This is a genomic window from Pseudoalteromonas sp. C8 (genome assembly GCF_011378685.1).
In the GTDB taxonomy this organism is placed as follows: Bacteria; Pseudomonadota; Gammaproteobacteria; order Enterobacterales; family Alteromonadaceae; genus Pseudoalteromonas; species Pseudoalteromonas arctica.
The window spans coordinates 1-24,739 of the sequence record NZ_WTKT01000019.1 but is presented as its reverse complement, the minus strand read 5'-3'; the positions used below and the strand labels follow the sequence as shown (position 1 = coordinate 24,739).

Below are 24,739 nucleotides of genomic sequence, written 5' to 3'. Positions count from 1 at the left end.
ACTGCGCTCCTTAGCGAATAACTTTTTTAATTACCGCTAGTAGCTGATCGGGATTAAATGGTTTTACAATCCAACCTGTTGCACCAGCAGCTTTACCCTCTATCTTTTTTTCTAAGCCCGACTCTGTAGTAAGCATCAGTAGTGGTGTAAATTTATAACTAGGTAAAGTACGCAGCTCTCGTATTAATGTAATTCCATCCATTATTGGCATGTTTACATCTGAGATCACGGCATCAAAGTCTTGTTGCTTGGCAATAGCGAGAGCTTCACTGCCATCCTTAGCTTCGGTTACATCAAACCCGGCAGTTTTTAATGTAAAGCTCACCATTTGACGCATCGATGCTGAATCATCAACCGCTAAAATTCTTTTCATATATACCCCTAACTTTTACTTTCGGTTGTTAAGTATTGGCTTAAGCCAAGTTTATTAATTGTATGCGTTAAGGCCTCGCTACTGCCTACCCATATTATTTTGTGCTGTATAGTAAGTAGGTGTTTTTGTAAGGCGCATAAAAGTTGAATTGAGGCAGTATCAGCAGAAATTACATCGTTAATATCAAGACAGATATCATCGTTGCTATTGAGTTCGTGTAGTAAGTCTTGATGTAGTGTTTCAACTTGCGTAATAGCAAGTTCGCTCGGAAGTTTTAGCATTTAGTAAGTGCATTCCCTGTCAATTCAATTCATAACAAAAGCTTAGCCCTAGTTATTAAAATTGCCATAAAATGCTTAATTAAATTTAACCTGTCGTTAAAATACAAAAAAAGGAGCCTAAAGCTCCTTTAAAATTGGTAAAAAGTAAAAAACTAGTTTTTATAGTAATCAGCTATTTTTTTAAACTCTTGCGTTAAAGTCGTCGCATTAATTAATGGCACACTACCTTGTTTAAATTCTGGTTTAAAAATAGCTCTAACGGCTCCATTTTGATCAACCATAGCGACCGAGGCACTATGATCAACAGCATATTCTGATTCACTACTATCGCTAATGGCGTAAATTAAACCAAGCTCTCGAACAACAGGAAAAAGGTGTTTATGCTCTCCCGACACAGCTAAAAAGTCTGGGTTAAAGTAATCTATATATTGCTTTCGTTTAGCTGGTGTATCGCGTTTTGGATCAACCGATAAAAACCAAACTTGTAGCGGATAATCTGCTTGTAAGTTTTTATAAACAGCATTTAACTTAGCAAGTGTTAATGGACAAATATCTGGGCAGCTTGTGTAGCCTAAAAATACTAAATTCCACTGTCCTAAAAATTGTTGCTTAGTTACTAATTCGCCGCGCTGATCGTTTAGCGTAAAATCAGACAGTGGCTTTGCATTTTCGTAAACTAATGCATCTACATCTGGTGGACTATTTTCATTTGAACATGCTGATAAAAACGAAACTAAAATAACAATTAATCCAAGCCATAACTGCTTCATAAAGGGAGCCATTTATCTATAAATAAGATTACAAAGAGTACCATTAAATGAATAATCGAAAAACGAAATAAGTCCATTGCAGTCTCATCATTTCCAGCAATTTTTAAATTGACAGCCTTATATATAAACACGGCATTTAATACACATGCACCTATCAAATAGATTAATCCAGACATACCGATTAAATAAGGTAATACGCAAACAACAGCGAGTAAAACAGAGTAAGCAACGACGCACGTTTTACAAAAATCGATACCATGGGTTACTGGTAACATAGGGATTTTAGCGCGTTCATAATCACTTTTTCGTGCTATAGCCAGCGCCCAAAAGTGTGGTGGGGTCCAGGTAAATATTATCATTACGAGTAACCAAGGGGCTGCTGCCATTTGGTTTGTTTCTGACACCCAACCTAATAATGGAGGCATTGCGCCAGCCAACCCACCTATAACAATATTTTGCGGCGTTGCACGCTTTAAAAATGATGTATAAACAAATGCATAACCTACCAATGCAAATAACGTTAATATAGCGGTTAAGGTATTAGCCCACACCATCAGCATAATAAAACCAGCAACCCCAATAACAGCTGCAAAACTAAGCGCATGTGTTTTACTTAAACGCCCTTTAGCCACAGGGCGATGACGAGTCCGCGCCATTTTTGAGTCTATCTCGCTATCAACCACATGATTAATAACCGCTGCAGCAGCAGAAAGTAGCCCTATACCTAACAAGCTAATAAACTGTACGACCATACCGCGCCCTACATCGGGAGCCAGCGCTAAACCAACCCAAGCTGTTAGCACCAGCATAGCTACCACTTTAAATTTACTAATTGCTAAGTAGTCTTGCAGCAAACTATGTGTACGCGAAATTAGCGATTGAGTATTAACGGGTAGCAGTATTTTTTTATCAATTATAAGTGCCATCATATTTCCCCTTTATGTGCGTGATTTTAGGTAATAACACAACCTAACCATGCTTAATAACAGTATGGCTGCCATCAAGTTATGCGCCAGTGCAACTCCCAACGGAATATGCCAATGTACTAAAATAAGTCCTAAGCTAATTTGGCAAAGCAGAACAAGTAATACACTCACAACGCAATTTTTAATTTTTTTAGAGTACGCTTGGCTGTATATTTTCCACATAATTAACGCCAGAACAATGCAAGTAACGAGTGCCCAAATGCGATGTAATAAATGAATAGACATACGCGCTTGCTGCGATAACACACCAAACTCATAATTACTGTGCTCAAGTGGTAATTGAAATACGCTACTCAATGAAAACGGTTGTGCGTAATTACACAATGGCAAACCACTACAATGTGGAGCGGCGTAATTTGCAGCCAGCCAACCACCAAGTGCAATTTGGATAATTAATACACTGAGCGCTACTAAACTTAAACCGAAATAGCGTTTTGCGCCGCTATCGCCACCCATAATAGGTTTTGCGGTTAGCCGTAAATATAAAAGCGTTATAAGTGACAAAATACTAAAGCCACCTAATAAGTGGCCCATTACAATAAGCGGCTGAAGGTTCATGGTTACTGTCCACATACCAAGGGCAGCCTGAAACACCACTAGTAGAAGTAAAGCCAAAGGCAATTTAACTGGCGTAGTTGGATATTGGCGTTTTAAAAAAGCCAACACAAATAAACCTAAAATAAGTAAGCCTAAAGCACCTGCAAAGTAGCGATGAATCATTTCTTTCCACGCTTTTGCGGTTTCGAACATCATATCGGGGTAGCTTTGAGTTGCTAAGGCTATGTCAGCCTCATGCTTAGGTACCGTTAAAAAGCCATAACAACCAGGCCAATCGGGGCACCCCAAACCTGCATCGCTTAAGCGGGTGTACGCACCTAAAGCAACTACAATCAAAGCGAGTAATCCTGTTATTAATACTAAGTTTTTATAATTTTTATACATCAGATACTCCAACTTAAGCTCAACTTAGTTAGCTAGAACGAGAATAGTTAAGTAATTTTTTTAGATCTTTTAATAACCCTTTTTGTACTAAACGGTTTTCTTGTGGCTCGACCTTAAAGGGATATTCAAGTACCACTAACCCCATATGATCAATTAAATATAAACTTGCAGGATTTAAACTCTGTTGCTCGGTAATAATTTTCCATGGTAGATTTTTATTGCTAGGGCTTCCCATTACAGCCATATCAACCTTGCCTTGGTTTTTACCAAGTGCCACATATAAATTATTAAGTGCATTGAGTTGTTCGCTGCACGGGGTGTTACATTCGTTTGAATAATTAAGTGCGATAGTCCATTGCTTGGGATTATCTTGCGGCCAATTTTTAAGTTTTATTTCTTGGCTTAAAAACTCACCATTATTAGTAATTGCAGTAGGCAACCAATCAAACTTTAATGCGCCATATGCCAAAATTAATGGGATAGCGCAGCAACCCACAAACAACAAAAGGGGATTATTTTTCATTATGTGTCCTTTTTTTACTTGCAAAAATAGCCACAACAGCACATGCAACAGCAATTAAAAACCATTGCACAGCGTAGGCATTATGCTTTTGAGGGCTCATAACAACTGCCTCATAATGAGGTGTTGCAATCTCATCACCAGTACCTTGCCTGTAGGCCATAAAATTAATTAATGATTGCTGGCTTTGAGTGCTCAGCATATTTAAGTCGATAGATTGGATTCTTGTAGGTAGGTCGTTATTTGTAGCTTTATCTTCAAGCGTAAAGCTACTTAAGTTATTTTCTTTTATTTGCGCCTTAAGAATAAAAACACCTGTAGGCAGAGTAACCTTTGGCAGTGTATCTCTAGATATAGGCGCTTTTACCCATCCTAAATTAACTAAAATCACTTTTTCTTCGCTGTCTGGCTTTAGTAAAGCAAGTAGGTCGTACCCTACTTGTCCGTTATAAACTTGATTATCTAAAAGCCAATATTGGTTTTGCACAAATCGCCCTTTTAACTCAACCAATACACCTGTTTTGTTCCAGCTATCTGGCAGGTTAAGTAATTGAGACCAGCTCATCACACCACGAGTCTGTTGCTTAGCAATAGCGGCTAGTTGCTGCTGTTTTTGCTCCCCCCTCTCCAACTGCCAAAACCCTAGTCGCACACACACAAGTACAACAACCACAACCATACAAAGTGTGATTAGTGAGCTAAGCTTTTGTTTGTGCCATAAAACTAACTGCATAAAGGGTCAACTCAGTGATTATTAAAATTATTATCGTACTGTTGTTAATATTTATACTTTTTAACTTATTTAGAGCATTGTTTATTATGGTGTCAGGGAAAACTGGAGGACGACCTATGTCTCACTTTTTAGGTCGTCGCGTATTGTTTTCGGTCGTTGTTTTAGTTGTTGTTATTGCAGCGCTTAAACTTGGTTTTATTAAAGCAAATAATTCGCCAATAAACGCTACAGCACATATACAAATACAAACAAACACAGCCACACCACATCAACAAAGTGCCAATACCAAGCAGCTGCTTGAAAAGCAAAATGCTTATCTTTAGTAAAGTGCCCTTTTAATATCCGTAAAAATATTACAAATAAAAGTACCGTCCCTAGCGTTACATGCATGCCATGAAAACCAGTCAATAAAAAGAACGTATTACCGTAAATACCCGCATCTAGCGTTAGGTTAAGGTCATTATATGCATGCATGTACTCCTCAACTTGCAGCCCTAAAAAGCAAACGCCCAATAAAATAGTAGCGCCTAAAAAAACTTTAAGTGGAGTGCGTTTATTGTTTTCCATCGCTACGTGGGCAAAATGTAAAGTAACTGAGGAAGTAAGCAGTATTAAGGTATTTATAAGCGGTAAGCCTTGCCAGCCCATAGCTTGAGTAGTTTCGCCAGCAGGTGTTGAAACTAGCGGCCAAACAGCTTCGAAAGTTGGCCATAAAACCTCGTTAGTCATTGCATTATTGCCTGCGCCTCCAAGCCAAGGTACCGACAATACGCGTGCATAAAAAAGCGCACCAAAAAAGGCCATAAAAAACATAACTTCAGAAAAAATAAACCAGCTCATACCTTGTCTAAAAGAGCGATCCATTTGTGCTGAGTACAAACCTTGGTCCGATTCATTAATTACATTTTTAAACCAGCTAAACAACATATACACAAGTACAGCAATACCGGCATAAAGCAGATAAACCCCGCTACCACCTTCTTTACCTACACTCATAACAGTCAAGCCTGCCCCTACTGCAATAAAAAACAATGCAACAGCACCTACAATAGGCCATGGGCTTTGCTCAGGTACGTAATAATGCTCATATTCTTGATTCATTTTATTTACTCCTAGTTTCACACTAGTTTAAAAAGCTAGTTGTTACTTGCCACCAGCTGTTCACTAATATCAAATACGGTATAAGATAAAGTTAATTCTTCAATATCGCTCGGCAGTGCGGTATCAACATAAAAAAGTAATTTAAATTCAAGTTCTTCCCCTGCTTTTAGAGGTTGCTGATCAAAGCAAAAACAGGCTATTTTGTGTAAATACTTTGCCGCTTTACCTGGTGAGACTGATGGTACAGCCTGCATTACTTTATCTAGGTTGCTGTTATTTTTAGCACTAAACATTACTTCACGCATTGCACCGGGTTTTACCACTACACTGTATTCTTTTGATTTAACTTCAAACGGTGCACCACTTTGTGCGTGAGTAGTAAAGCTAACGCCGACTTCTCGGTTTTGTACTATTTGTGTACTTTGCTCTGCCTGCTCAAGCGAAGGTTTTCCATTAAGCCCTGTTACATCACAAAACACGTCATACAAAGGTACTAAAGCAAAGGCAAAGGCAAACATGCCTATGCAAATAAGTACCAAACGTTTGAGTAGCGGTGCGTGTGTCATTACTTAATTACCGGCGGCGTAGAAAAAGTATGATATGGCGCTGGAGAGTCAACTTCCCACTCAAGCCCTTCTGCCCCTTCCCATACTTTTGCAGGCACTTTATCACCGCCACGCGCGCATTTAATTACCACAGCTACAAACAACAATTGCGATAAACCAAAGGCAAATCCACCAATACTTATGATTGCGTTAAAGTCGGCAAATTGAAGTGCATAATCGGGAATTCGACGCGGCATACCGGCAAGCCCTACAAAATGCATAGGAAAAAACAATACGTTCACACTCACCAGCGATAGCCAAAAATGCCATTTAGCTAGCGTGATATTAAACATATTGCCCGTCCACTTGGGCAGCCAGTAATAGGCCCCCGCCATTATCGAAAATACAGCCCCTGTTACTAATACATAATGAAAATGCGCCACTACAAAATAAGTATCGTGGTACTGAAAGTCAGCAGGTGTAATTGCCAGCATCAACCCCGAAAAGCCACCTAAGGTAAACAGCACAATAAACGCAATACTAAAAAGCATTGGCACTTCAAAAGTTATTGAGCCTTTCCACATTGTGGCAACCCAATTAAATACTTTTACTCCTGTAGGTACCGATATAAGCATGGTCGCGTACATAAAAAACAACTCGCCAGCGACCGGCATCCCAGTGGTAAACATATGATGAGCCCATACAATAAAGCTCAATAGTGCTATGGAGGATGTGGCGTATACCATTGAGGCATAGCCAAAAAGTTTTTTACGAGAAAAGGTAGGTACTATTGTAGATATAATGCCAAAGGCAGGAAGAATCATTATGTATACTTCGGGATGACCAAAAAACCAAAAAATGTGTTGGAACATCACCGGGTCGCCACCGCCTGCGGCATCAAAAAAGCTGGTCGCAAAATACTTATCGGTAAGTACCATAGTGACAGCCCCTGCAAGCACTGGCATTACCGCTATTAATAAAAAGGCAGTAATTAACCACGTCCATACAAATAAGGGCAACTTCATCCATGTCATGCCGGGAGCACGTAAGTTCACTATAGTTACAATCACATTGATTGCGCCCATTATTGAGCTAATCCCCATAATATGTACGGCAAATACAAACAATGCAGTATTGTCATTACTGTATGTTGTAGACAGTGGTGCATAAAAAGTCCAACCAAATGCAGGACCCCCACCAGGCATAAATAACGATGCCAATAGGATTAAAAACGCAAACGGTAAAATCCAAAAGCTCCAGTTATTCATTCTTGGCAATGCCATATCTGGCGCGCCAATCATGAGTGGTATCATCCAGTTAGCAAGGCCTGTAAAGGCCGGCATAACCGCACCAAACACCATAATTAAACCATGCACTGTGGTCATTTGATTAAAAAAGTGAGGATCGACCAACTGTAAACCTGGTTGAAATAATTCAGCTCTGATCACCATGGCCATTCCACCACCAATTAAGAACATGGTCAGCGAAAAAATTAAATATAAACTACCTATATCTTTATGATTAGTTGTGTAAAGCCAGCGTTTAAAACCTTTAGCTGGGTGATGAGCATGATGAGCTTCATTGGCGTTAGGTTGTTCTACTATGCTACTCATTAGTTCGCCTCCACTTTGGCATCAAGTGCTGCCTGTATTTGACTCGGTTGAATAACATCACCCGTATCATTACCCCACGCATTACGTTTATAAGTAATAACCGCTGCTAATTGCTTTATAGATAACTGTTTGGCAAATGCTTGCATTGCCGTACCGGGTCGCCCATGGATAACTACATCAATGTGATCTTTTATATCGCCAAGCACTATAGGGCTGCCTTTAAGTGCAGGAAATACACCCGGTAACCCCATGCCAGTAGGCTGATGACATGCAGCACAATTGGCCATATATACTTGTTCGCCTAAAGTCATTAATTCTTCTTTTGGGAGGGTTTTATCAAGTAATGCGGCATCTGCTAATGCTGCTTTTTGTTTAGCTTGCTTTGCATCTGCAAGCCACGTTTTAAAATCAGCCTCAGATTTAGCGACCACCACAACGGGCATAAAGCCATGATCTTTACCACACAACTCAGCACATTGGCCTCGGTAAGTACCTTCTTCGTTTATGTTCGTCCATGTTTCGTTTATAAAGCCGGGATTCGCATCTTTTTTAACTGCAAAATCAGGTACCCACCAAGAGTGAATAACATCGTCAGAAGTCATTAAAAATCGTACTTTTTGATTTATTGGCAGTACGAGAGGTTTATCAACCTCAAGTAAGTAGTTAGGATTTTTATCTGCAAGATTCGCTATTTCATCTTGCGGGGTAGATAAAATAGAGTAGAACTCTACATCTTCACCCATATATTCATAATGCCATTTCCATTGCGAGCCTGTAATTTTAATAGTGAGATCAGCTTTGCTGGCATCTTCCATTGCAATTAGGGTTTTAGTGGCTGGTACTGCCATAGCAATTAAAATAACAAACGGGATTGCAGTCCAAAGTATTTCTACTTTAGTGCTTTCGTGAAATTGGGCAGGTACAGCCCCTTTAGATTTACGGTGATGAATAAGTGCCCAAAACATAATTGCGAACACTATCACCCCAATCACACAACATATTATAAATATGGTCATGTGCAGCTGATATACATTATTGCTTATATCGGTTACGCCTTTGCGCATATTGTATTGGCTGTTAGCCAAAACTGGGTGCGAAAAAACACATAATATAAGCCACAAGGTAGAGGTCAGTTTACCCATGTGACGGCTCCTTTGATGCTATTGCGAATGCAAAGCGAAGAGGCATACGGCTTAAACGCCAATTCGTTATTTTTATTTTTTTAGTCAATCTCATTTAATATTGATTGGTTTTGCTGCGCCAACAACGGGTTTGTGTATATTGTGTGTTCTCAAAACTAAAAAGCTGTGAGTTATTATTAGCTCAGCACATTAATAATTAGCTAAAAAATGAACAACAAGCAAGTTTTAGTATAAAAAACAATCAGGTGATATTGAGTAATTAATAAAAAATCAGTAACCAACTAGGTAACAGTAAGTTCAAAAGATGAGCAAAACAAAGGGGTTTAACGTATTCGGAGGGGGAAAATATAAGTGCAAAAAAGTTTACAGCTTAAATTGTCAGTGAGCTATTTATGCCCTATTTTTAGTGCGAATTTAAAACAAAAAATGCGTACTAATTAGTACGCATTTATAAAACTGCTTGTTTAAAAGCTATTTTTAAAGTCACATCCAATCAGCGTTTCTTATAACGCCAACGGCTAAGCCTTCAATATTAAAAGACTCATTCTCAAGATCTACTTCAATAGATTCAAAATCGTCGTTTTCAGCATGAAGTAATACTTTACGACCCGCTTTCTCAAGACGTTTTACAGTTACGTCTTCATCTAGGCGGGCAACAATAACTTGCCCGTTTTCAGCGGTTTGAGTACGATGTACAGCAAGTAAATCACCATCCATAATACCAATATCTTTCATGCTCATACCGTTAACGCGTAGTAAAAAATCTGCAGCCGGTTTAAACATTAATGGATCGATTTTGCAGTGACTTTCAACGTGCTCTTGCGCCAAAATAGGTGAACCAGCAGCAACACGCCCTATAAGCGGTAAACCTAATTGTTCTGGCTCTTCTTCTTCAATTAACTGAATACCACGGCTTGCACCTGGTTTCATTTTAATTGCGCCTTTTTTAGCAAGTGCTTTTAAATGTTCTTCAGCAGCATTGGCACTTTTAAAACCTAATGTTTGCGCTATTTCAGCACGTGTAGGAGGCATACCAGTGTCTTTAATAAAAACTTTAATTAGTTCGAGTATTTGAGCTTGGCGGTTCGTTAATGGTCGCATACAACTGGTTTTCCATACAGTACATTTAACTGTGAGTATATACAGTTAAATAAAAATCGCAAATTTAAATTAAGCCTTAAAATAGCCAAAGTAATTTCACTTGTGTACATTTTAGGGATATAACTAAAGCTAGATTTATAAATGATTAAAAAAGCAAAGGAGTCATTATGAGTATTTGGTACCAGCCCATCACTTTAGAGCTGTGCAAGCAGTTAGAACAAGGCATTGATGGCCAAGGAACATTAATGAAAACCATGGGAATAGAAGTCACTGAAATTGGTGATGATTACTTAGTAGCCACTATGCCGGCAATTCCTGAGCATCATAATCCAATGGGAATGGTTCACGGCGGTGCTAACGTTGTACTTGCCGAAACAGTTGCCAGCTATGCAGCTAACTTTGTTGTCGATTTTACAAAATTTTACTGCGTGGGGCAGGAAATTAGCGCAAGTCATTTAAAAGCATCTCGCAACGGCACTTTAACAGCAACGGCAAGAGCGTTTCATATTGGCAAACGTAGTTCAGTGTGGGAAATAAAAATTACAAATAGCCGCAATGAGCTGTGCTGCGTATCAAAAATGACCGCAGCAGTCGTAGAGCGAAGATAGTTACTTTTCGATTGGGTAAATTGTAATTTCCATACCCGCACCAATCGCAGATATACGTAGTAATGTATCTGCATCTAAGGCTTGATTAAAGCACTTAGGTGAAGTGCCTGATTCAAAACCAATATCAAACGTTCTACGTGAACAGCTTAACCATTGTTTTAGCGCGTTACGCGAACACGATTCAATAAGCTCACATATATGGTTTATTGCTTTGTCAGGCGTGTTTACTACACCTGTTGCTTCAATACGCGCTAATTGACGGTATTCGTCTTTGTCATAATGTAAAATCGTCGCGACTTTTTTCAAGTCTGCCACTAGCAAACTAATATCTTGCTTTGATTCAAGCTCAAGATCTACATTTAAAAATTGAATTTCCGACATCGTTTCGTATTTATCCTCTAATAATTTCATTGCAAACTTTAACGCAGTTTTACCGTTATACCAAATCAACTATGCTCTATTAACCACTTTATATAGATATTTCGCAGCTTTTAAGTATTTTTTAGCGTTTAAAGCTAGCTGGATATCAAACACTCAGCTCAATTAAACAAATAAGTCATGTTAGCAATTTAAGTGTAATCTTTTTTATTTTTAAATGATTACAGTAAGCTATAGTTTAAACTGCGACAAAATGTCGCAGTAACTAATCCCATTAATGTAATAAACTAGCCTCTAAAAATAATAAGACTAAAACATGAATAAAAAAATATTTAAGTATGCTCGCAAGTTACATAAATGGCTCGGTTATTTGCTCGCATTACAAATTTTAGCTTGGCTATTAGGTGGTTTAGTCATGAGCGCTATTCCTCTTGATAAAGTTCATGGGGAGCATCTTGCAACACGTACTCTTAATAACCCATTTACGCAGGCTGATTATGTTGCCTCCCTTGACGATATTGCATCTCAGGTGGTTAATCCAACACAAATAATTTTTGAGAACTTCTTAACCACACCTACAATTACAGTAATAAATAAAGATGAACAGCAAAGCTTTAACGGTATAACTGGCCGGCCTTTTGAGCCGCCAACTAAAATACAAATTACCGCAAATGCTAAAGCACACTTACTTATTGATGCTCAAGTGACAAGCGCTGTACTGCTAAAGCAAGGTATGCGAGAAGTTGGATATAAAACCAATGTTTGGCAGGTACAATTTGACGACACATTTAACACAACACTGTATTTGTCAGAAAATAACGGCAGAGTTATCACCGTTCGCAGCACACTATGGCGAATTTTCGACTTTTTTTGGATGTTACATATTATGGATTACGATGAGCGAGAGGATTTTAATAATCCGCTGCTTATTAGTTTTGCAGCAACCAGCGTACTTTTTTGCCTAAGTGGAATATTACTACTTATGCAAAACATACGACTAAAACGATTTATCCGAATTAAAAGTAAGAATAAATCAAAGTAGTCATATTGGTTTTTAAGAACTAGCGCACTCTCACCAAAGAGTAAATAAGCCCGAGGAAGTACCCAAGGGCAGATTTTATTCCAAGTGTTTAAATCGACTCAAATGTCGCTTTAACATTTCGTTTTCGAAAATCAACTCATCACGCTCATCCAGCAATTGTAAAACTAAAGCTATTGCCGACCAATCTAACGAAAAGTCATGTTGAATACGGGCCGCTTTTTTAACTAAGGTCACTGCCGATACCGTAAATTGCCACTGCGTAACATGCTTCCCCTCAATTGGAACCGCAATATTGTGCTCAACTAGCTCATATAAAATTGCTTCGCTAATATCACTACTCAAACATAGCTCTTTGCTAGTAAGTAAATCATCTTTTTGTGTCACGATAATTTGCATTATGGCTTGCTCCAGTTATTACGGGGATCAAAGTGAGCTTTTTCGGCTAATTCTTCCCAAAGTTTTTTACTGGTATCATCAACAGATGTTGGATTAACAATTTTAAGCACAGCAAATAAATCACCTTTGGCTTTTTTACTCATTAATCCCTTACCTTTAATACGCAAGCGTTGACCAGACTGACTATTAGATGGAATAGTTAATTGGATTTTGCCTGCCAACGTAGGTAAATTTATTTTTGTACCAAGAGCCGCTTCCCATGGTGCAAGAGGGACGACTATATTTAGGTTATGACCTTCAACATCAAATAATGGGTGGGGCACTAAACTAATTTGTAAGTACAAATCGCCATTTTGCCCGTTCGCTGACCCTAATCCGCCTTGCCCTTTTAGTCGAATTCGTTCGCCATTTACTGAACCTGCGGGAATTTTCACTTTAAGTGATTTTTTAATTTCAGAGACACGACCACTACTATCTCGCTGCGGTAACATAAACTCAACAGGCTTAACGGTATCAACTAAAGTCTCTTCAAGAAAAATCGGGAACTCTATTTCCACATCTTGTCCTTTTTGCGCGCGAGCGGCGTTACTTCTGCCCTGCCCGGAACGATTGAATCCACCGGCGCCGCCAAACATTGAATTAACAAAATCAGAAAACTCTTGATCGGTTTGAGGATCGCTTTGCTGATAATTACTTTGCGATGAAGCATTGTTACCACCATAATTACCTTGCTGTTGACGAGCACGATTTTGTTGATGACGACGTAACTCGTCGTATTTAGTGCGTTCTTCTTTGTTATGAATGACTTCGTAAGCTTCTGCTATTTCTTTAAACTTATCTTCTGCTTGAGGCTCTTTGCTTACATCTGGATGATATTTTCTGGCTAACTTTTTATAAGCTACTTTAACCGCTTTATCGTCTGCATCAGGCGATATTCCAAGCACTGCATAATAATCAACAAATTTCATTTGCAATCCAAATCCCCATATTGAGTAAGCTTTAAGCATACTCCTTAACGTATAATCTTGTGTGGTTAAAATACGATAAATAGTAAGAAATAAATGAATAGTGAAAATAACTTTGAATAAAAAATTAATCAGGCACTTTTTAGTAATATAAGCGTAGGCCTTAAGTTAACTTTATCTTTTATCTTCAAGGCTTTAAACTGCCTGTTCCTGTAGTTCACATTTGTGATGGATATGACTCGATTTATTCTGGCCTTACTGGCTTGTTGTGTGTGTTTTTCGGTATCTGCCGAACAATTTACCCGTTTTTCAACGGCTAAAAGACATTTAATTAAAACCCTCCCTGACAACGCCAAAAGTATTTACTGCGGTTGTGATATTAAAAAAGAAGGCAAAAAACTCATTCCTGATCCTTCTAACTGTGGTTACATTCCTCGAAATACACTTACCCGCTCAGGCAAAGTAAATGTACGAGCACTACGTATTGAATGGGAACACATTGTTCCGGCGTGGGAATTTGGTCATCAGCTACAATGTTGGCAAGATGGCGGACGTAAAAACTGCCGTAAAGTAAGTGCTAAATTTAGAAAAATGGAAGCCGATATAAATAACTTAGCGCCAGCTATTGGCGAAATTAATGCCGATCGCTCTAATTATCGTTTTGGCATGCTTAGCGAAAACGCCACACAGTATGGTCGCTGCGAAGTAAAAGTAAACTTTAAGCAACGTGTAGTTGAACCGCCTGTTTATGCACGAAAACGTATAGCCGACACTTACGCTTACATGCAGAAAACATACGGTTTAAAAATCTCTGATAAACAGCAAAAGTTATTTAATGCGTGGAAAAAGCAAGCATTTGCAGATACAAGTAGTGCGAGCAAGCTCTAAGCTTTAACACTCATTTACATAAATCAAAGTTATAAATGTTGAATAAACGAGCGAGTGTTGTAATATTTTAAACAACTTATTTACAGAAAGTCCTTAACTATGTTTAAAAATAATAAAACCTCGCTTGCCATTTTTACAGCACTTTCGGGCTTTGCTTTAACGGGTTGTGGCGGCGGAGGCGGTATCGACTCTGCTCCTGTAGTTACCACGCCTATAGTTACAACACCTGTTAGTAGCAGCCCAACATGGACAGCGGCGGTATTTGAGCCCTCTAACGATTTAAAAAACTTTTGCGAAACCCCTCGTACGGGTAACGATCCCTTTAATAACAACAACCCCTACCCAGATCAAGCGGGTTCTGCCCTTTATGAAAAGCTCTGGCTTCGCTCTTGGAGCGACGAAACCTACCTTTGGTATGATGAGATTGCCGATAACGACCCTGAAAGCTTTACAACAGTAGCCGATTACTTCGCTCAATTAAAAACAGAGCAGCTTACCGACTCAGGTGCAAAAAAAGATAACTTTCATTTTTCAGAACCTACTGAAGATTACTTTCAAGAAGCGCAATCGGGCGTTACTTCTGGTTACGGTATAAATTGGGCGTTTATTGGCGATACAGCCGATCGTATTTTACGCGTTGCTTATCTTGAAGATGATTCGCCTGCAAGCCAAATAGGCTTTCAACGTGGTGATACTGTACTTTCAGTTGACGGTGTTAGCATTAATACCAATACAGAGTCGGGTGTAGATACGCTTAACGAAGGTTTATTTAGTCCTACTAACGGCGACTCACATACTATTGTTGTACGCAGTAACGATGGCGCCGAAAAAACATTTAATGTAACCGCTGGTAATATTGAACAAACACCTGTTCAAAATGTTAAAACGATTACAACCGCAAATGGTTCAAGCGTGGGTTACATGCAATTTAATAGCCATATAAGCATTGCCCAAGAAGGGCTTATTGATGCGGTAAATAAGTTTAAAACCGATGGTATTGATGAGCTTGTAATCGACTTTAGATATAACGGTGGTGGTTTATTAGCACTGTCGGCACAATTAGCTTATATGGTTGCCGGTAATGCCAACGTTAACAACCGCTTTTATTATCAAACTCAACAAAACGATAAACAACCCGTTGATTCGCCCTTCCCATTTATTGATGAAGAAATAGATTACTCTACTTTTTTTAGCACAGGTGAAAACCTACCTGATTTAAACCTATCAAAGGTTTATGTATTAAGCACATCAGGCACCTGTTCGGCATCAGAAGCTTTTATTAATGGTTTAAAAGGTATAGACGCAGAAGTTATTTTAATTGGCGACACAACCTGCGGTAAGCCCTATGGCTTTACCCCAACTCATAACTGCGCAACAACCTATTACACTATTCAGTTTAGTGGCGTAAATAGCAAAGGATTTGGCGAATACGCTGCGGGTTTTACACCAACCCCTACTCCACAATTTGATGCTGATGTTCAAGGTTGTGAAATTGAGGACGACTTTGATCATCAGTTAGGCGACAGTGACGAGGCCGTTTTAGCCACCGCATTATTTCATGTTGAAAATGGCAGTTGTCCAGTTAGAACGGCTGCTGCAAAAGCAGAACCAGCTAATTTTTCAAGCTCTCGTGAATCTCTCATTCCTTTAAATATGCCGGTACAATTTACCCAGCGTAATATGGACTTAACTTGGCCAACGCTGGGTGAGGAAAGGTAATGGCTAAATTATTACTCCCATTAGCCACCTTGCTCGCTTTAGGCGGATGCCAAAGTGTAGATAGTGAGCCTGCTAAACCCGCTATATTAACGAGCGTTAATCCCAGCGTTATTACAACACTACAACAGGCAATTCAACAAGCTAAGGGAGGCACATTAGTAACACTTGCCGATTCGGTATTTACTAAACGTAGCGAACTGCTAATTGATCATGCAATGAGTAAAGGGTCTGATGGCAGAGTAATTATGGGCGCGCATAATATAAAATCTGAGAAGTTTATTTTGCAACTACGTAATAACCAATGCGAGCTTTACTATCCTAAAAAAGAGCTTACTACAGTACTTGAAGGTGTTACCTGTAAAGAGTTATAAGGCACTTTATTAATGTTTATAAATTAATAAAAAAGGCGCGCAGCATATCGCTGCGCGCCTTTTTCTATTTTAAAGCGTTATTACAAGTCTTGATGCGGACCAAACACTTCATAATGAATCTGCTCGTTTTTAACACCTAATTCAAGTAACTGGTTTTTTATAAATGCCATAAAACCGGCAGGACCACATAAGTAAAAGTCACCATTACTCAATGGTAGCTGTGCTTGTACTGCGTTTAGGTTCATTAACCCAGTAAAGTCAGCGCCCTCTGTCGCTTGGTTAAACCACGTCATTGTTTGTAAACGGTTATAAACTGCATTTAACTCATTTAAATATTTTGAAAACGAATGCTGCTGAGTATTTTCGCAGGCATGTAAATACATAATATTTTGATTAGAGTTATCGCTTAATAACGTTTCGAGCATTGCTAGCATTGGCGTTTGCCCAACACCTGCTGAAATGAGTACCGCTGGACTTGTATTATTACGTAAAAAGAAGTCTCCTGCCGGCGGGTATAACTCAACAATAGTGCCTTGCTCTAATGAGTGTAAATAATTAGACACCATGCCAGGCTTTGGCTGTAGCTCTTTTTTAACACTAATACGGTAGTTTTTAGCGTTACTTTTTTGCGAAATAGAATACTGGCGAATTTCTTCATATTCAGCGCCCTCTGGCTTAACTTTAATACCTAAATACTGCCCTGGTTTATGTGTAATAACAGCTTCGCCATCAACTGGCGTAAGTGTAAAGCTCGTTACTAGTTCTGATTCAGCCTGTTTGTTGGTTATTTCAAATTGGCGAGTTCCCGCCCAACCACCGTGTTTATTTTTACTGTGCTCATACAAAGCAGCTTCTTCGGTTATACAAATATCAGCAAGTACGCCGTAAGCTTCGCGCCAAGCGTATTCAACATCGGGAGTAAATTGCTCAGGAATAAGCTCTTTTAAAGTACCAATTAAATGCGCACCTACAATAGGGTAATGCTCAGGTAAAATATTCAAGCTTGTATGCTTATGATTAATACGTGTTAGCGCTTCTTTTAATACGGCTAAATTATCAATATTTTGTGCATACGCAGCCAATGCATTAAAAAGTGCAAATTGCTGACGACCTGTATCTTGATTCGCCATATTAAAAATATTTTTAAGCTCAGGATTATGGCTAAATAAACGCTTATAAAAATGATCGGTAACAACCGTACCCGCCTGCGCTAATAACGGAACTGTGCTTTTTACAATCTCAATGGTTTTATCAGATAACATATGTGTTTCCTATGGATGAACTAACCACGACGCCCATCAACACGACGCCGCGTTAATATAGGTGTGCAGTGAATTAAAAATAATGAAAAAGCCACTAACCACAGCAAAGCACTTATTTGCCAAGCAAGGTGAGGCCCAATAATAAAAGGGAGTAATGAACGAGTAATAGCGGCCACAAGCAAAAACGCAAAAGCAACAGCCATGTAATGAGGAATAGCGAGTGTCCGCCCTGTATGACCATGTGATACACGCGTCATCATTGCTAAAATCATCATACCTATTGTGCCAATAGTGATTAAGTGCAGCGCATCTTTAAATTGTATTGCACTGCTATAAAAGCTGAATGCAACCATCATTAAACCCACACCTAACGTAAGGTAGGAGAAATGCAAAGACCATAACAACGGCACTCTCAATATCTTGCTATCCCACCAAAAACCAGCCCTAAGCAGGTGAAGCGCAGCAACAGTTGCAACAACTAACGCAGGGTTAATCATGTTCAAAAACAACTTGTTGATAAAAAATAAAGTGATAGCCACAATAGATAAATACATCACTGCTTTATCTATTTTAGGCGTGCGAACTTGCTCGGTTAAACCCAGACCTTTAGCGGTAAAAAATGGTAAAACGCGACCCGCAACAATGCCAACTAGTAAAGTAATGACGAGTACTGCGGTATCAACCACACCAAGTGCAAGCTGCATGTTTTGCTGTAAAGTGAGTATTAAATACAATACATTGAGCCCACAAAGCACAGCTAAAATAGCTAAAAACGGATAGTTACTCTTGCTATTGGCTTTTAATAACATATTAGCCAGTACAGCTATGGCGCCTAGCCACCAAATAACTTGTAATGTAAGTGCAGCATATAAATTAAAATGAGCAATATCGGGCAATATCACAAAAAAGGCTAAGCGCGCTGCAAGCCATATAAACGTAAGCCACATAAGAGCTTTGCCACTTATGCTCGCAACGCCTGTCCATGTTTGTGCTGCGGTAAGTAAAAAGCCAACAGCTACAACTCCTGCAAAGCCAAACAGCATTTCGTGCGCGTGCCATAATGTCGCAGGTATCGATAAGTGCCAACTTGCATGGCCTGTTAAAATAAGTAGCCAATACCCCACCGACAAAAATGCCAATAAGCCACCGCCTAAAAAGAAAGGTCTAAAAGCGAGCATCCATAACGGCCATTGAGATACTTGATGAATAGCAACGCGTGCTGGCATTGGCTCAGTTAAGTTTATAGGGCGCATTATCGTACCTCCTGCCCTAAACCATGTTGTGCAACACAGCGCAGTACGTAACTTACTTTTAAAATAGCAGCAATGACAATAGTGCCAATATGAGCTGATACTTGCACCGTCATGGAAAAGTGCTCTGCAAACGGGTAGCTAATTAAAATACTTGCCGTAATACACACTAAACTCACAGCCAATGCAGTATTGGCAGCAAATAATACTGTTTCGTATAGTGAACTAAACTGTGTTTGATTGTTAAAATTATTCAGCATTAGTGTTTTCATAGCGACCTCTGTAACTAACTACGTTACTTAGCTATTACACATACTGTGCCAACAAATTTATTCAATTAAATTCAATAGGTTAAATTAAACCACTTTACACTATGAGTCTTTATGACCTACTATAAATTAACTCACAAAAACTCGAATAGGTCATTTTGACATGAACCAGCAATTCAACCTTACACAAGTTGCTCTAGAGCTTGCTCAAAGTACACTGCACGAGCATAGCTTTGATCAATTACTAGCAAGGGTTGAACGGGTGATCCCTAGTGATGCAAGTGCGTTATTAGTGCTTCAGGGCGAGCAATTAAAACCACTGGCAATTAAAGGGTTAATGTCCGACAGCCTTGGCAGACGATTTAAAATAGTAGAACACCCTCGCCTAGAAGCTATTTGCAAAAGCACACTCGCGCTACAATTTGCGCACGACTGCCCGCTACCCGATCCATACGACGGATTACTATTAGCTAAAACCGGCGACATACCGGTACATGCATGTTTAGGCTTACCTCTTTATGATAAAAACGCGCTACTTGGCGTACTTACGTTTGATAGCCTTAACGCCAATGCATTTAACAGCATAAGTGCTGATACACTCAATACTTTACAAACGCTGTGTAGTGCGCACTTTAAAACAGCTTTAGAGCTTGCCCATTACAAACAGCATGCACAGCACTCAAGTGCATTAGTGCAAGAACTAAATCGTGAAGCATTAACACGGGACGGCGGTGAAATTATTGGTCAAAGTCCGCCAATGCAAACACTTAAAAACGAAATTAAACTCGTTGCAGCATCTAACTTTAGCGTGCTTATATTAGGTGAAACAGGGGTAGGAAAAGAACTTGTAGCGCGTAATATTCACTTAAATTCAGCTCGAAAAGATCAACCGCTTATTCACTTAAATTGTGCATCACTTCCTGAGAACCTTGCTGAAAGTGAATTTTTTGGTCATGTGAAAGGGGCTTTTACAGGCGCACAAAATTCGCGCCAGGGTAAATTTCAATTAGCTGATGGCGGCACGTTATTTTTAGATGAAATAGGCGAACTGCCCCTGGCCATGCAAAGTAAACTATTACGAGTGCTACAAAGTGGCGAAATACAAACGGTAGGAGAAGACACGCCAAAGTACGTAGATGTACGCGTCGTTGCTGCAACCAACAGAAACTTAAAAGAAGAAGTAGCTCAAGGTCGCTTTAGAGCCGATTTATACCATCGCCTCAGTGTCTACCCTATTACTGTGCCACCACTTAGTAAACGCGAGCACGACATAACACTCTTAGCTGGTTATTTTATTGAGCAAACAGCCCGTAAATTAGGGATAAAACAATTAAAACTAAGCCCTGAAGCGCAAGTACTGCTTAATCAGTACAACTGGCCAGGTAACGTTCGCGAGCTTGAACATGTCATTAGCCGCAGCGCCCTAAAAGCAAAACAAAGCCAATGGCAAAATCCAATAATAACCATTACAAGCGAGCACTGTGATTTAACCCCGAGTGCGCCGCAAAACTCTCTAGTAGCAAGCCAAATTACAACCAACACCTTAATCAACCAACCTTTAAAGCAAGCTGTAGAATCGTTGCAATACAACGTAATTACTGAGCAATTAAAGAAGCATAACTACAACTGGTCAGCAGCAGCAAGAGTACTTGAATTAGATAGAGCTAACTTAGTACGCTTGGCTAAACGCCTAGGCATAGAAGTAAAAAAAACACTATAATCATTTAAAACACAGCTAAAATGCTGCTAAAACTATTGATTAGCAGCTAACTTACTAAAATGTGTTTTTAACAACCCTGCAAAAGCTTGTACTTTAGCAGTGCGATGCACTAAGTGATGCGTGACTAACCATACATCGGTAGGCCAGCTTAACTCACTGTGTAATATAGGTACTAAATCAGAATATTGCGCCGCTACGTCATGCTGTAATCCGCCAATGCCTAGCCCTTTAATTATTGCACGAGTCGCTTCTGCGGTTTCAGATACTCGCAGCTTAATTTGCGATGCAGGAATATGTTCATCAGCCCATGCAAAATAAGGCACGCGGGCATTAAAACCCGCCACACCCGATACAAAATTATGTTGTTGTAAATCACTTAATAATTTAGGCATGCCGTACTTATTAATGTAACGTTTATTCGCGTATAAACCCGATGATAACTGCGCTAAATGCTGAGCAATATAATCGCCCTCATCAGGTCTTGGGCCTGCACGAACTGCAATATGTGCTTGTCCGTGATCGAGCCTTAACCTTTTTTGTTCTAAAATAACTTCTAACTGCACTTGCGGATGTAATACCTGAAATTGCTCACATACATCACCAAGTACATCCATAAAGCCACTTACCGTCGTTAGCAATAAACTCCCTCTAAGGGTGCTATCGGCTGCTGCTATATCGTTATGTAACTGCTCTAAGGAGCTATGGATAGTTTGTGCTGTTGCAAATAACTTGGTGCCAATTTCAGTAACCTTGTAACCACGAGCATGGCGATGAAAAAGGCGTGCATTTAAGTTTTTTTCAAGATTATTAATTCGCCTAAGTACTGTGCTGTGGTGCACATTAAGCTCTTCTGCTGCCGCCGTTAACGTGCCTAATCGTGCTACTTCAAACGCTACTTTAACGTCTTGCCAATCTTCAAATTTTATCGCCATTCTGCTTACCTTATACTTATGTGCATTTACGCACACAAGTGTTGCGTTTATTGGGGTTTTCTACAAGCAAAATTTTGCTACATTAGCGTTGTAAGTTTAAACACTAAAAGGTCACTAGCATGTCAGCACCAAAAATTATCGCCCTAGCAGGAAGTCTTCGACAAGAAAGCTTTAATCAAAAAATTATTAATGAGGCAGCACGTTTTGCTCTACAAACAGGTGCTGAAGTAGAAGTAATAAAACTAAACGAATTAAACATCCCACTATTTAACGAAGATATTGAAGCGCAAGGTACACCAAGCGATGTACAGCTTTTAAAAGACAAACTACGTGCAGCTGACGGTATTTTACTAGCAAGCCCAGAGTACAACGGATCTATAACTGCAGCACTTAAAAATGCGATTGATTGGGCATCGCGCACGGAACAAGGTGCTGTTCCTGCTTTTCGCAATAAAGTAGTGGCGCTGTTTTCAGCATCACCAGGTGGACTTGGTGGGTTACGCGGTTTAAATCATGTACGTGATATACTAAGTGGTATTGGATCGTTAGTGCTTGCCGATCAACTTGCAGTACCCGCTGTACACACATTGTTTGATGAAAATGGGCAAATTAATGAACCTGTTACTGCAGAGCGAGTATCGGCGCTTGCTCATCAGTTAGTAAGCGTTGCAAGTAAGTTAAGGTAACTTGCACGCCTAAATAACTAATTACTTTGTCGCCGCGAGTTTTGCGGCGATAAAATCGGTATGCGTTACATATAAAAGCCCTGCTACTTTACGTATTACGTAGTCTTCTTGGGGATCTATTTCTCCATCGGCATACGCTAAGCGCCATAATAACTCTATTATTTCAATTCGCTGCGCCGCGCTGCAATGCTCATTAATCTGTTTTGAAAACTGAAAGTAATCTATCGAATCATCTAAGCTGCTTGCCGCGTTATTAGTAAGCTCATTAACCTCAATATCTGTTAAATTAAAATACTTTTTTAAGGTTACAGTCAGGGTTCGTTGTTCATCATGTTCAAGCTTGGTATCTGCACGCATAACTTCAATTAATAATGCAGCAACAGCTGTTTTTAAATCGTGCTCTTGCATACTTGGCTGCTGTTCATCGAATACAGCAAAAAGTTGTTTTATTTGTTTGAACATCACACTTTCCCTTTTTGGGTGTTAGACTAATACGTAAAGAAATTGACCTTATTACTCTTATTAATGGGTATAAAGTTCGCAAATTAAAGGATATATTTTATGAAAGGAATAAACGCACCACGCTTATTTATAGGCGCTACACTGGTGGCCCTTTCAAGTGCAAATACTGCACTTGCTGAAAAAGCCGAAACAGAGAAGCTCTACGACTTTGACAACAAAGTGCATTACTACCAAACCAAAATTGGCGAAGACAACTATAAAATAGAAATCCAGTCAGACGATTACAAACACTTTACCAATCAAAGTGTATTTTTATTACGCCATGCGGACCGTCTATGCCGCGGCAATACCTTTATGTTGAAAATACTTGAAGGCGTGCAAGAGTACGAGCGCTTTCCAACAAAACCGCGTGCTTACCAACCAGATTTAAGTGTTTTACTACAATGCGAAACTAAAGAAGATACAAACAAGGGTAAGTAGCCTTAGTCTTTATAACCCCAAGGTGCTGATGGTGGAGTAATCGGTTTAGTTAAATCAAAATCCACCTTAAACTCACGTCCTTGGCGAATTAATCGATAAGTAAATACTTCTGGGTAAATATACATTTGCCATGTATTACCTACAGACTGTGCAATGCCTTGTTTTACAAATAACTCTTTAGAGTATTGGTCTGCTGGAAACGACTGCATTTGCGCGAACCCTGCATCAAGCGTATGGCCACCATACATAGTTGATGCGTCGTCTGTTCCATCTTTATGACGATGATCGTGCTTTAAACTCAAGCCACTACCCGTTTTAGTTATGATCCACGTACGTGATGCATCGTCTCCTACATGAAACGGCACTTGTAACTCAGTCTCGCTACATTTACGTACATGCATAACCAGCTTTTTATCTGTAAATGAGCTTGGCCCTTTCGCGTTATCTACCGCTACTTCACCTTCAAAAGCTTTACCGCAATGCGCTGCAATACTATTAAAAAAGGCATCATGAGTAGGAATAGACACTAACGGAGCAGGGCGTGCAAAAGCTGTCGATGAAGCAACTATTAAAGTTGCTGCAGTTAATAATTTCATATGTTTCTCGTTATAGTTATTTTAAAACACCTGTAATAGTACAGTTTTCTTAAGTACTTTATTAGAAGTATCTATATAAAATTTAGAACAAGACAACTAGGTAAAACTACTAAATAGCGATTAACGACTAAATATCTCAGCCTTCATTAACAATCCTACTTTTATAAATATTAATTACACCTCAACTAGCCACTGGCCAATTACTTAATCACCATGGGTGATGACTGCTTAATAGGCCCGAACGTTCAGCTTTTAGCTGTGTCACATGCTACTAATCCAGCAAAAAGGCTTAATAAGGAAAACTTTGCAGCACCTATCGCGTTAGGCAATAACATATGGGTTGGCGCAGGTGTAATTATTTTAGCGGGTGTGAGTATTGGTGAAAATAGTGTTGTGGGTGCGGGTGCTGTGGTTACTAAAAGTGTAATGCCTAATACTGTAGTAGCGGGTAACCCAGCTCGTGAAATAAGAAAACTGTAGTTATTCTCGATGTGATTTTAACGTTGGGAGTCGCTACGCTCGCATCAGCGAGCACTTTAACTCGTTAAATTAAGTGAATTATTCACTAAGAGACGCTCCGCTATAGAGGAATCCCTGAATCACTTTTT

30 protein-coding genes and 1 pseudogene are annotated in these 24,739 nt (G+C 39.4%); 10 read left to right on the top strand and 21 right to left on the bottom strand.

All coding sequences use genetic code 11. The features are described from left to right. Positions 1-10: 10 nt before the first annotated feature. The 7 genes from GQR39_RS16330 to GQR39_RS16300 all read right to left on the bottom strand — a co-directional run bounded on the left by GQR39_RS16330 (position 11) and on the right by GQR39_RS16300 (position 4,605). A complete protein-coding gene (locus GQR39_RS16330; protein WP_007584956.1) occupies positions 11-373 on the bottom strand; it encodes a response regulator in 363 nt (120 codons plus the stop codon). Positions 374-381: 8 nt separating this feature from the next. After that, complete coding sequence (locus GQR39_RS16325) at positions 382-654, bottom strand: STAS domain-containing protein (protein WP_002959595.1); 273 nt, start codon at positions 652-654, stop codon at positions 382-384. Between the two features lie 152 nt (positions 655-806). Next, positions 807-1,424, bottom strand: coding sequence for an SCO family protein (locus GQR39_RS16320; RefSeq protein ID WP_007584954.1), 618 nt, complete (start codon positions 1,422-1,424; stop codon positions 807-809). Continuing rightward, the gene (gene cyoE / locus GQR39_RS16315; RefSeq protein WP_002959598.1) at positions 1,421-2,350 is read right to left on the bottom strand and encodes a heme o synthase; all 930 of its coding nucleotides are present in this window, start codon (positions 2,348-2,350) and stop codon (positions 1,421-1,423) included. Before cyoE ends, GQR39_RS16320 begins: the two co-directional genes overlap by 4 nt. Positions 2,351-2,362: 12 nt before the next feature. Beyond that, positions 2,363-3,352 carry a COX15/CtaA family protein gene (locus GQR39_RS16310; protein ID WP_007584952.1) on the bottom strand — a complete coding sequence of 330 codons (990 nt, stop codon included), beginning with the start codon at positions 3,350-3,352 and terminating at the stop codon, positions 2,363-2,365. A gap of 28 nt (positions 3,353-3,380) precedes the next feature. After that, the gene (locus GQR39_RS16305; protein WP_165736138.1) at positions 3,381-3,875 is read right to left on the bottom strand and encodes a transmembrane cytochrome oxidase associated protein; all 495 of its coding nucleotides are present in this window, start codon (positions 3,873-3,875) and stop codon (positions 3,381-3,383) included. Then, positions 3,865-4,605: an SURF1 family protein gene (locus GQR39_RS16300; protein ID WP_165736137.1), complete on the bottom strand. Its 741-nt coding sequence runs from the start codon at positions 4,603-4,605 to the stop codon at positions 3,865-3,867. The genes GQR39_RS16305 and GQR39_RS16300 overlap by 11 nt, the downstream gene beginning before the upstream one ends. A gap of 14 nt (positions 4,606-4,619) precedes the next feature. Between GQR39_RS16300 and GQR39_RS20480 the strand changes: the two genes are divergently transcribed. Then, a complete protein-coding gene (locus GQR39_RS20480) occupies positions 4,620-4,928 on the top strand; it encodes a DUF2909 family protein (RefSeq protein WP_076916441.1) in 309 nt (102 codons plus the stop codon). Here GQR39_RS20480 and GQR39_RS16290 read toward each other — a convergent pair. The 5 genes from GQR39_RS16290 to lexA form a co-directional block, all read right to left on the bottom strand. Beyond that, positions 4,831-5,706: a cytochrome c oxidase subunit 3 gene (locus tag GQR39_RS16290; protein ID WP_024594298.1), complete on the bottom strand. Its 876-nt coding sequence runs from the start codon at positions 5,704-5,706 to the stop codon at positions 4,831-4,833. The genes GQR39_RS20480 and GQR39_RS16290 overlap by 98 nt on opposite strands. Before the next feature lie 35 nt (positions 5,707-5,741). Beyond that, complete coding sequence (locus tag GQR39_RS16285) at positions 5,742-6,272, bottom strand: cytochrome c oxidase assembly protein (protein ID WP_002959612.1); 531 nt, start codon at positions 6,270-6,272, stop codon at positions 5,742-5,744. Then, positions 6,272-7,864 carry a cytochrome c oxidase subunit I gene (gene ctaD, locus GQR39_RS16280; RefSeq protein WP_007584944.1) on the bottom strand — a complete coding sequence of 531 codons (1,593 nt, stop codon included), beginning with the start codon at positions 7,862-7,864 and terminating at the stop codon, positions 6,272-6,274. The genes GQR39_RS16285 and ctaD overlap by 1 nt, the downstream gene beginning before the upstream one ends. Continuing rightward, positions 7,864-9,006 (bottom strand): cytochrome c oxidase subunit II, encoded by a 1,143-nt coding sequence (coxB, locus tag GQR39_RS16275; protein ID WP_024594300.1) that lies wholly within the window; start codon positions 9,004-9,006, stop codon positions 7,864-7,866. The genes ctaD and coxB overlap by 1 nt, the downstream gene beginning before the upstream one ends. Before the next feature lie 483 nt (positions 9,007-9,489). Then, complete coding sequence (lexA, locus tag GQR39_RS16270) at positions 9,490-10,107, bottom strand: transcriptional repressor LexA (protein ID WP_024608686.1); 618 nt, start codon at positions 10,105-10,107, stop codon at positions 9,490-9,492. A gap of 167 nt (positions 10,108-10,274) precedes the next feature. Here lexA and GQR39_RS16265 point away from each other — a divergent pair, with 167 nt between their 5' ends. Beyond that, entirely contained in the window at positions 10,275-10,715 is a 441-nt protein-coding gene (locus GQR39_RS16265; RefSeq protein WP_007584940.1) for a PaaI family thioesterase, read from the top strand. On the opposite strand, the gene GQR39_RS16260 is transcribed toward GQR39_RS16265, so the two are convergent. Beyond that, positions 10,716-11,096 (bottom strand): hypothetical protein, encoded by a 381-nt coding sequence (locus tag GQR39_RS16260; protein ID WP_008138697.1) that lies wholly within the window; start codon positions 11,094-11,096, stop codon positions 10,716-10,718. Positions 11,097-11,409: 313 nt separating this feature from the next. On the opposite strand from GQR39_RS16260, the gene GQR39_RS16255 reads away from it, so the two are divergent. Beyond that, positions 11,410-12,135, top strand: coding sequence for a hypothetical protein (locus tag GQR39_RS16255; protein ID WP_165736136.1), 726 nt, complete (start codon positions 11,410-11,412; stop codon positions 12,133-12,135). 75 nt (positions 12,136-12,210) lie between these two features. Here GQR39_RS16255 and GQR39_RS16250 read toward each other — a convergent pair whose 3' ends face one another. Together GQR39_RS16250 and GQR39_RS16245 are read right to left on the bottom strand one after the other, a co-directional pair. After that, complete coding sequence (locus GQR39_RS16250; protein WP_007584937.1) at positions 12,211-12,531, bottom strand: chaperone modulator CbpM; 321 nt, start codon at positions 12,529-12,531, stop codon at positions 12,211-12,213. Beyond that, on the bottom strand, positions 12,531-13,499 hold the full coding sequence (locus tag GQR39_RS16245) for a DnaJ C-terminal domain-containing protein (RefSeq protein WP_165736135.1): 969 nt from the start codon (positions 13,497-13,499) through the stop codon (positions 12,531-12,533). The genes GQR39_RS16250 and GQR39_RS16245 overlap by 1 nt, the downstream gene beginning before the upstream one ends. Before the next feature lie 231 nt (positions 13,500-13,730). On the opposite strand from GQR39_RS16245, the gene GQR39_RS16240 reads away from it, so the two are divergent. The 3 genes from GQR39_RS16240 to GQR39_RS16230 all read left to right on the top strand — a co-directional run bounded on the left by GQR39_RS16240 (position 13,731) and on the right by GQR39_RS16230 (position 16,474). Beyond that, complete coding sequence (locus tag GQR39_RS16240; protein ID WP_029751433.1) at positions 13,731-14,384, top strand: endonuclease; 654 nt, start codon at positions 13,731-13,733, stop codon at positions 14,382-14,384. A gap of 99 nt (positions 14,385-14,483) precedes the next feature. Beyond that, on the top strand, positions 14,484-16,103 hold the full coding sequence (locus GQR39_RS16235) for a S41 family peptidase (RefSeq protein WP_165736134.1): 1,620 nt from the start codon (positions 14,484-14,486) through the stop codon (positions 16,101-16,103). Further along, positions 16,103-16,474: a hypothetical protein gene (locus GQR39_RS16230; RefSeq protein WP_002959634.1), complete on the top strand. Its 372-nt coding sequence runs from the start codon at positions 16,103-16,105 to the stop codon at positions 16,472-16,474. Before GQR39_RS16235 ends, GQR39_RS16230 begins: the two co-directional genes overlap by 1 nt. An 80-nt stretch (positions 16,475-16,554) precedes the next feature. Here GQR39_RS16230 and hmpA read toward each other — a convergent pair whose 3' ends face one another. Genes hmpA through GQR39_RS16215 form a run of 3 tightly spaced genes read right to left on the bottom strand, consistent with a single transcriptional unit; the run spans position 16,555 to position 19,258 of the window. Further along, positions 16,555-17,736 carry an NO-inducible flavohemoprotein gene (gene hmpA, locus GQR39_RS16225; protein WP_165736133.1) on the bottom strand — a complete coding sequence of 394 codons (1,182 nt, stop codon included), beginning with the start codon at positions 17,734-17,736 and terminating at the stop codon, positions 16,555-16,557. A 20-nt stretch (positions 17,737-17,756) separates the two neighbouring features. Continuing rightward, entirely contained in the window at positions 17,757-18,989 is a 1,233-nt protein-coding gene (locus GQR39_RS16220) for an NnrS family protein (RefSeq protein WP_165736132.1), read from the bottom strand. Further along, positions 18,989-19,258, bottom strand: a complete 270-nt coding sequence (locus tag GQR39_RS16215; RefSeq protein WP_165736131.1) for a hypothetical protein — start codon at positions 19,256-19,258, stop codon at positions 18,989-18,991. The genes GQR39_RS16220 and GQR39_RS16215 overlap by 1 nt, the downstream gene beginning before the upstream one ends. A gap of 160 nt (positions 19,259-19,418) precedes the next feature. Here GQR39_RS16215 and norR point away from each other — a divergent pair, with 160 nt between their 5' ends. Next, a complete protein-coding gene (gene norR, locus GQR39_RS16210; RefSeq protein WP_165736130.1) occupies positions 19,419-20,975 on the top strand; it encodes a nitric oxide reductase transcriptional regulator NorR in 1,557 nt (518 codons plus the stop codon). A 32-nt stretch (positions 20,976-21,007) separates the two neighbouring features. Here norR and GQR39_RS16205 read toward each other — a convergent pair whose 3' ends face one another. Continuing rightward, complete coding sequence (locus tag GQR39_RS16205) at positions 21,008-21,907, bottom strand: LysR family transcriptional regulator (protein ID WP_121955622.1); 900 nt, start codon at positions 21,905-21,907, stop codon at positions 21,008-21,010. 119 nt (positions 21,908-22,026) lie between these two features. Between GQR39_RS16205 and GQR39_RS16200 the strand changes: the two genes are divergently transcribed. Beyond that, on the top strand, positions 22,027-22,593 hold the full coding sequence (locus GQR39_RS16200; protein WP_007584922.1) for an NAD(P)H-dependent oxidoreductase: 567 nt from the start codon (positions 22,027-22,029) through the stop codon (positions 22,591-22,593). Between the two features lie 21 nt (positions 22,594-22,614). On the opposite strand, the gene GQR39_RS16195 is transcribed toward GQR39_RS16200, so the two are convergent. After that, entirely contained in the window at positions 22,615-23,055 is a 441-nt protein-coding gene (locus GQR39_RS16195; RefSeq protein ID WP_007584919.1) for a TerB family tellurite resistance protein, read from the bottom strand. A 99-nt stretch (positions 23,056-23,154) separates the two neighbouring features. Here GQR39_RS16195 and GQR39_RS16190 point away from each other — a divergent pair, with 99 nt between their 5' ends. Further along, on the top strand, positions 23,155-23,535 hold the full coding sequence (locus GQR39_RS16190; RefSeq protein WP_024591701.1) for a hypothetical protein: 381 nt from the start codon (positions 23,155-23,157) through the stop codon (positions 23,533-23,535). 2 nt (positions 23,536-23,537) lie between these two features. Here GQR39_RS16190 and GQR39_RS16185 read toward each other — a convergent pair whose 3' ends face one another. Then, positions 23,538-24,131 (bottom strand): hypothetical protein, encoded by a 594-nt coding sequence (locus GQR39_RS16185; RefSeq protein WP_024594307.1) that lies wholly within the window; start codon positions 24,129-24,131, stop codon positions 23,538-23,540. A 145-nt stretch (positions 24,132-24,276) separates the two neighbouring features. On the opposite strand from GQR39_RS16185, the pseudogene GQR39_RS16180 reads away from it, so the two are divergent. Then, positions 24,277-24,611, top strand: a pseudogene (locus GQR39_RS16180) (DapH/DapD/GlmU-related protein); the annotation flags it as partial. Between the last annotated feature and the right edge of the window lie 128 nt (positions 24,612-24,739).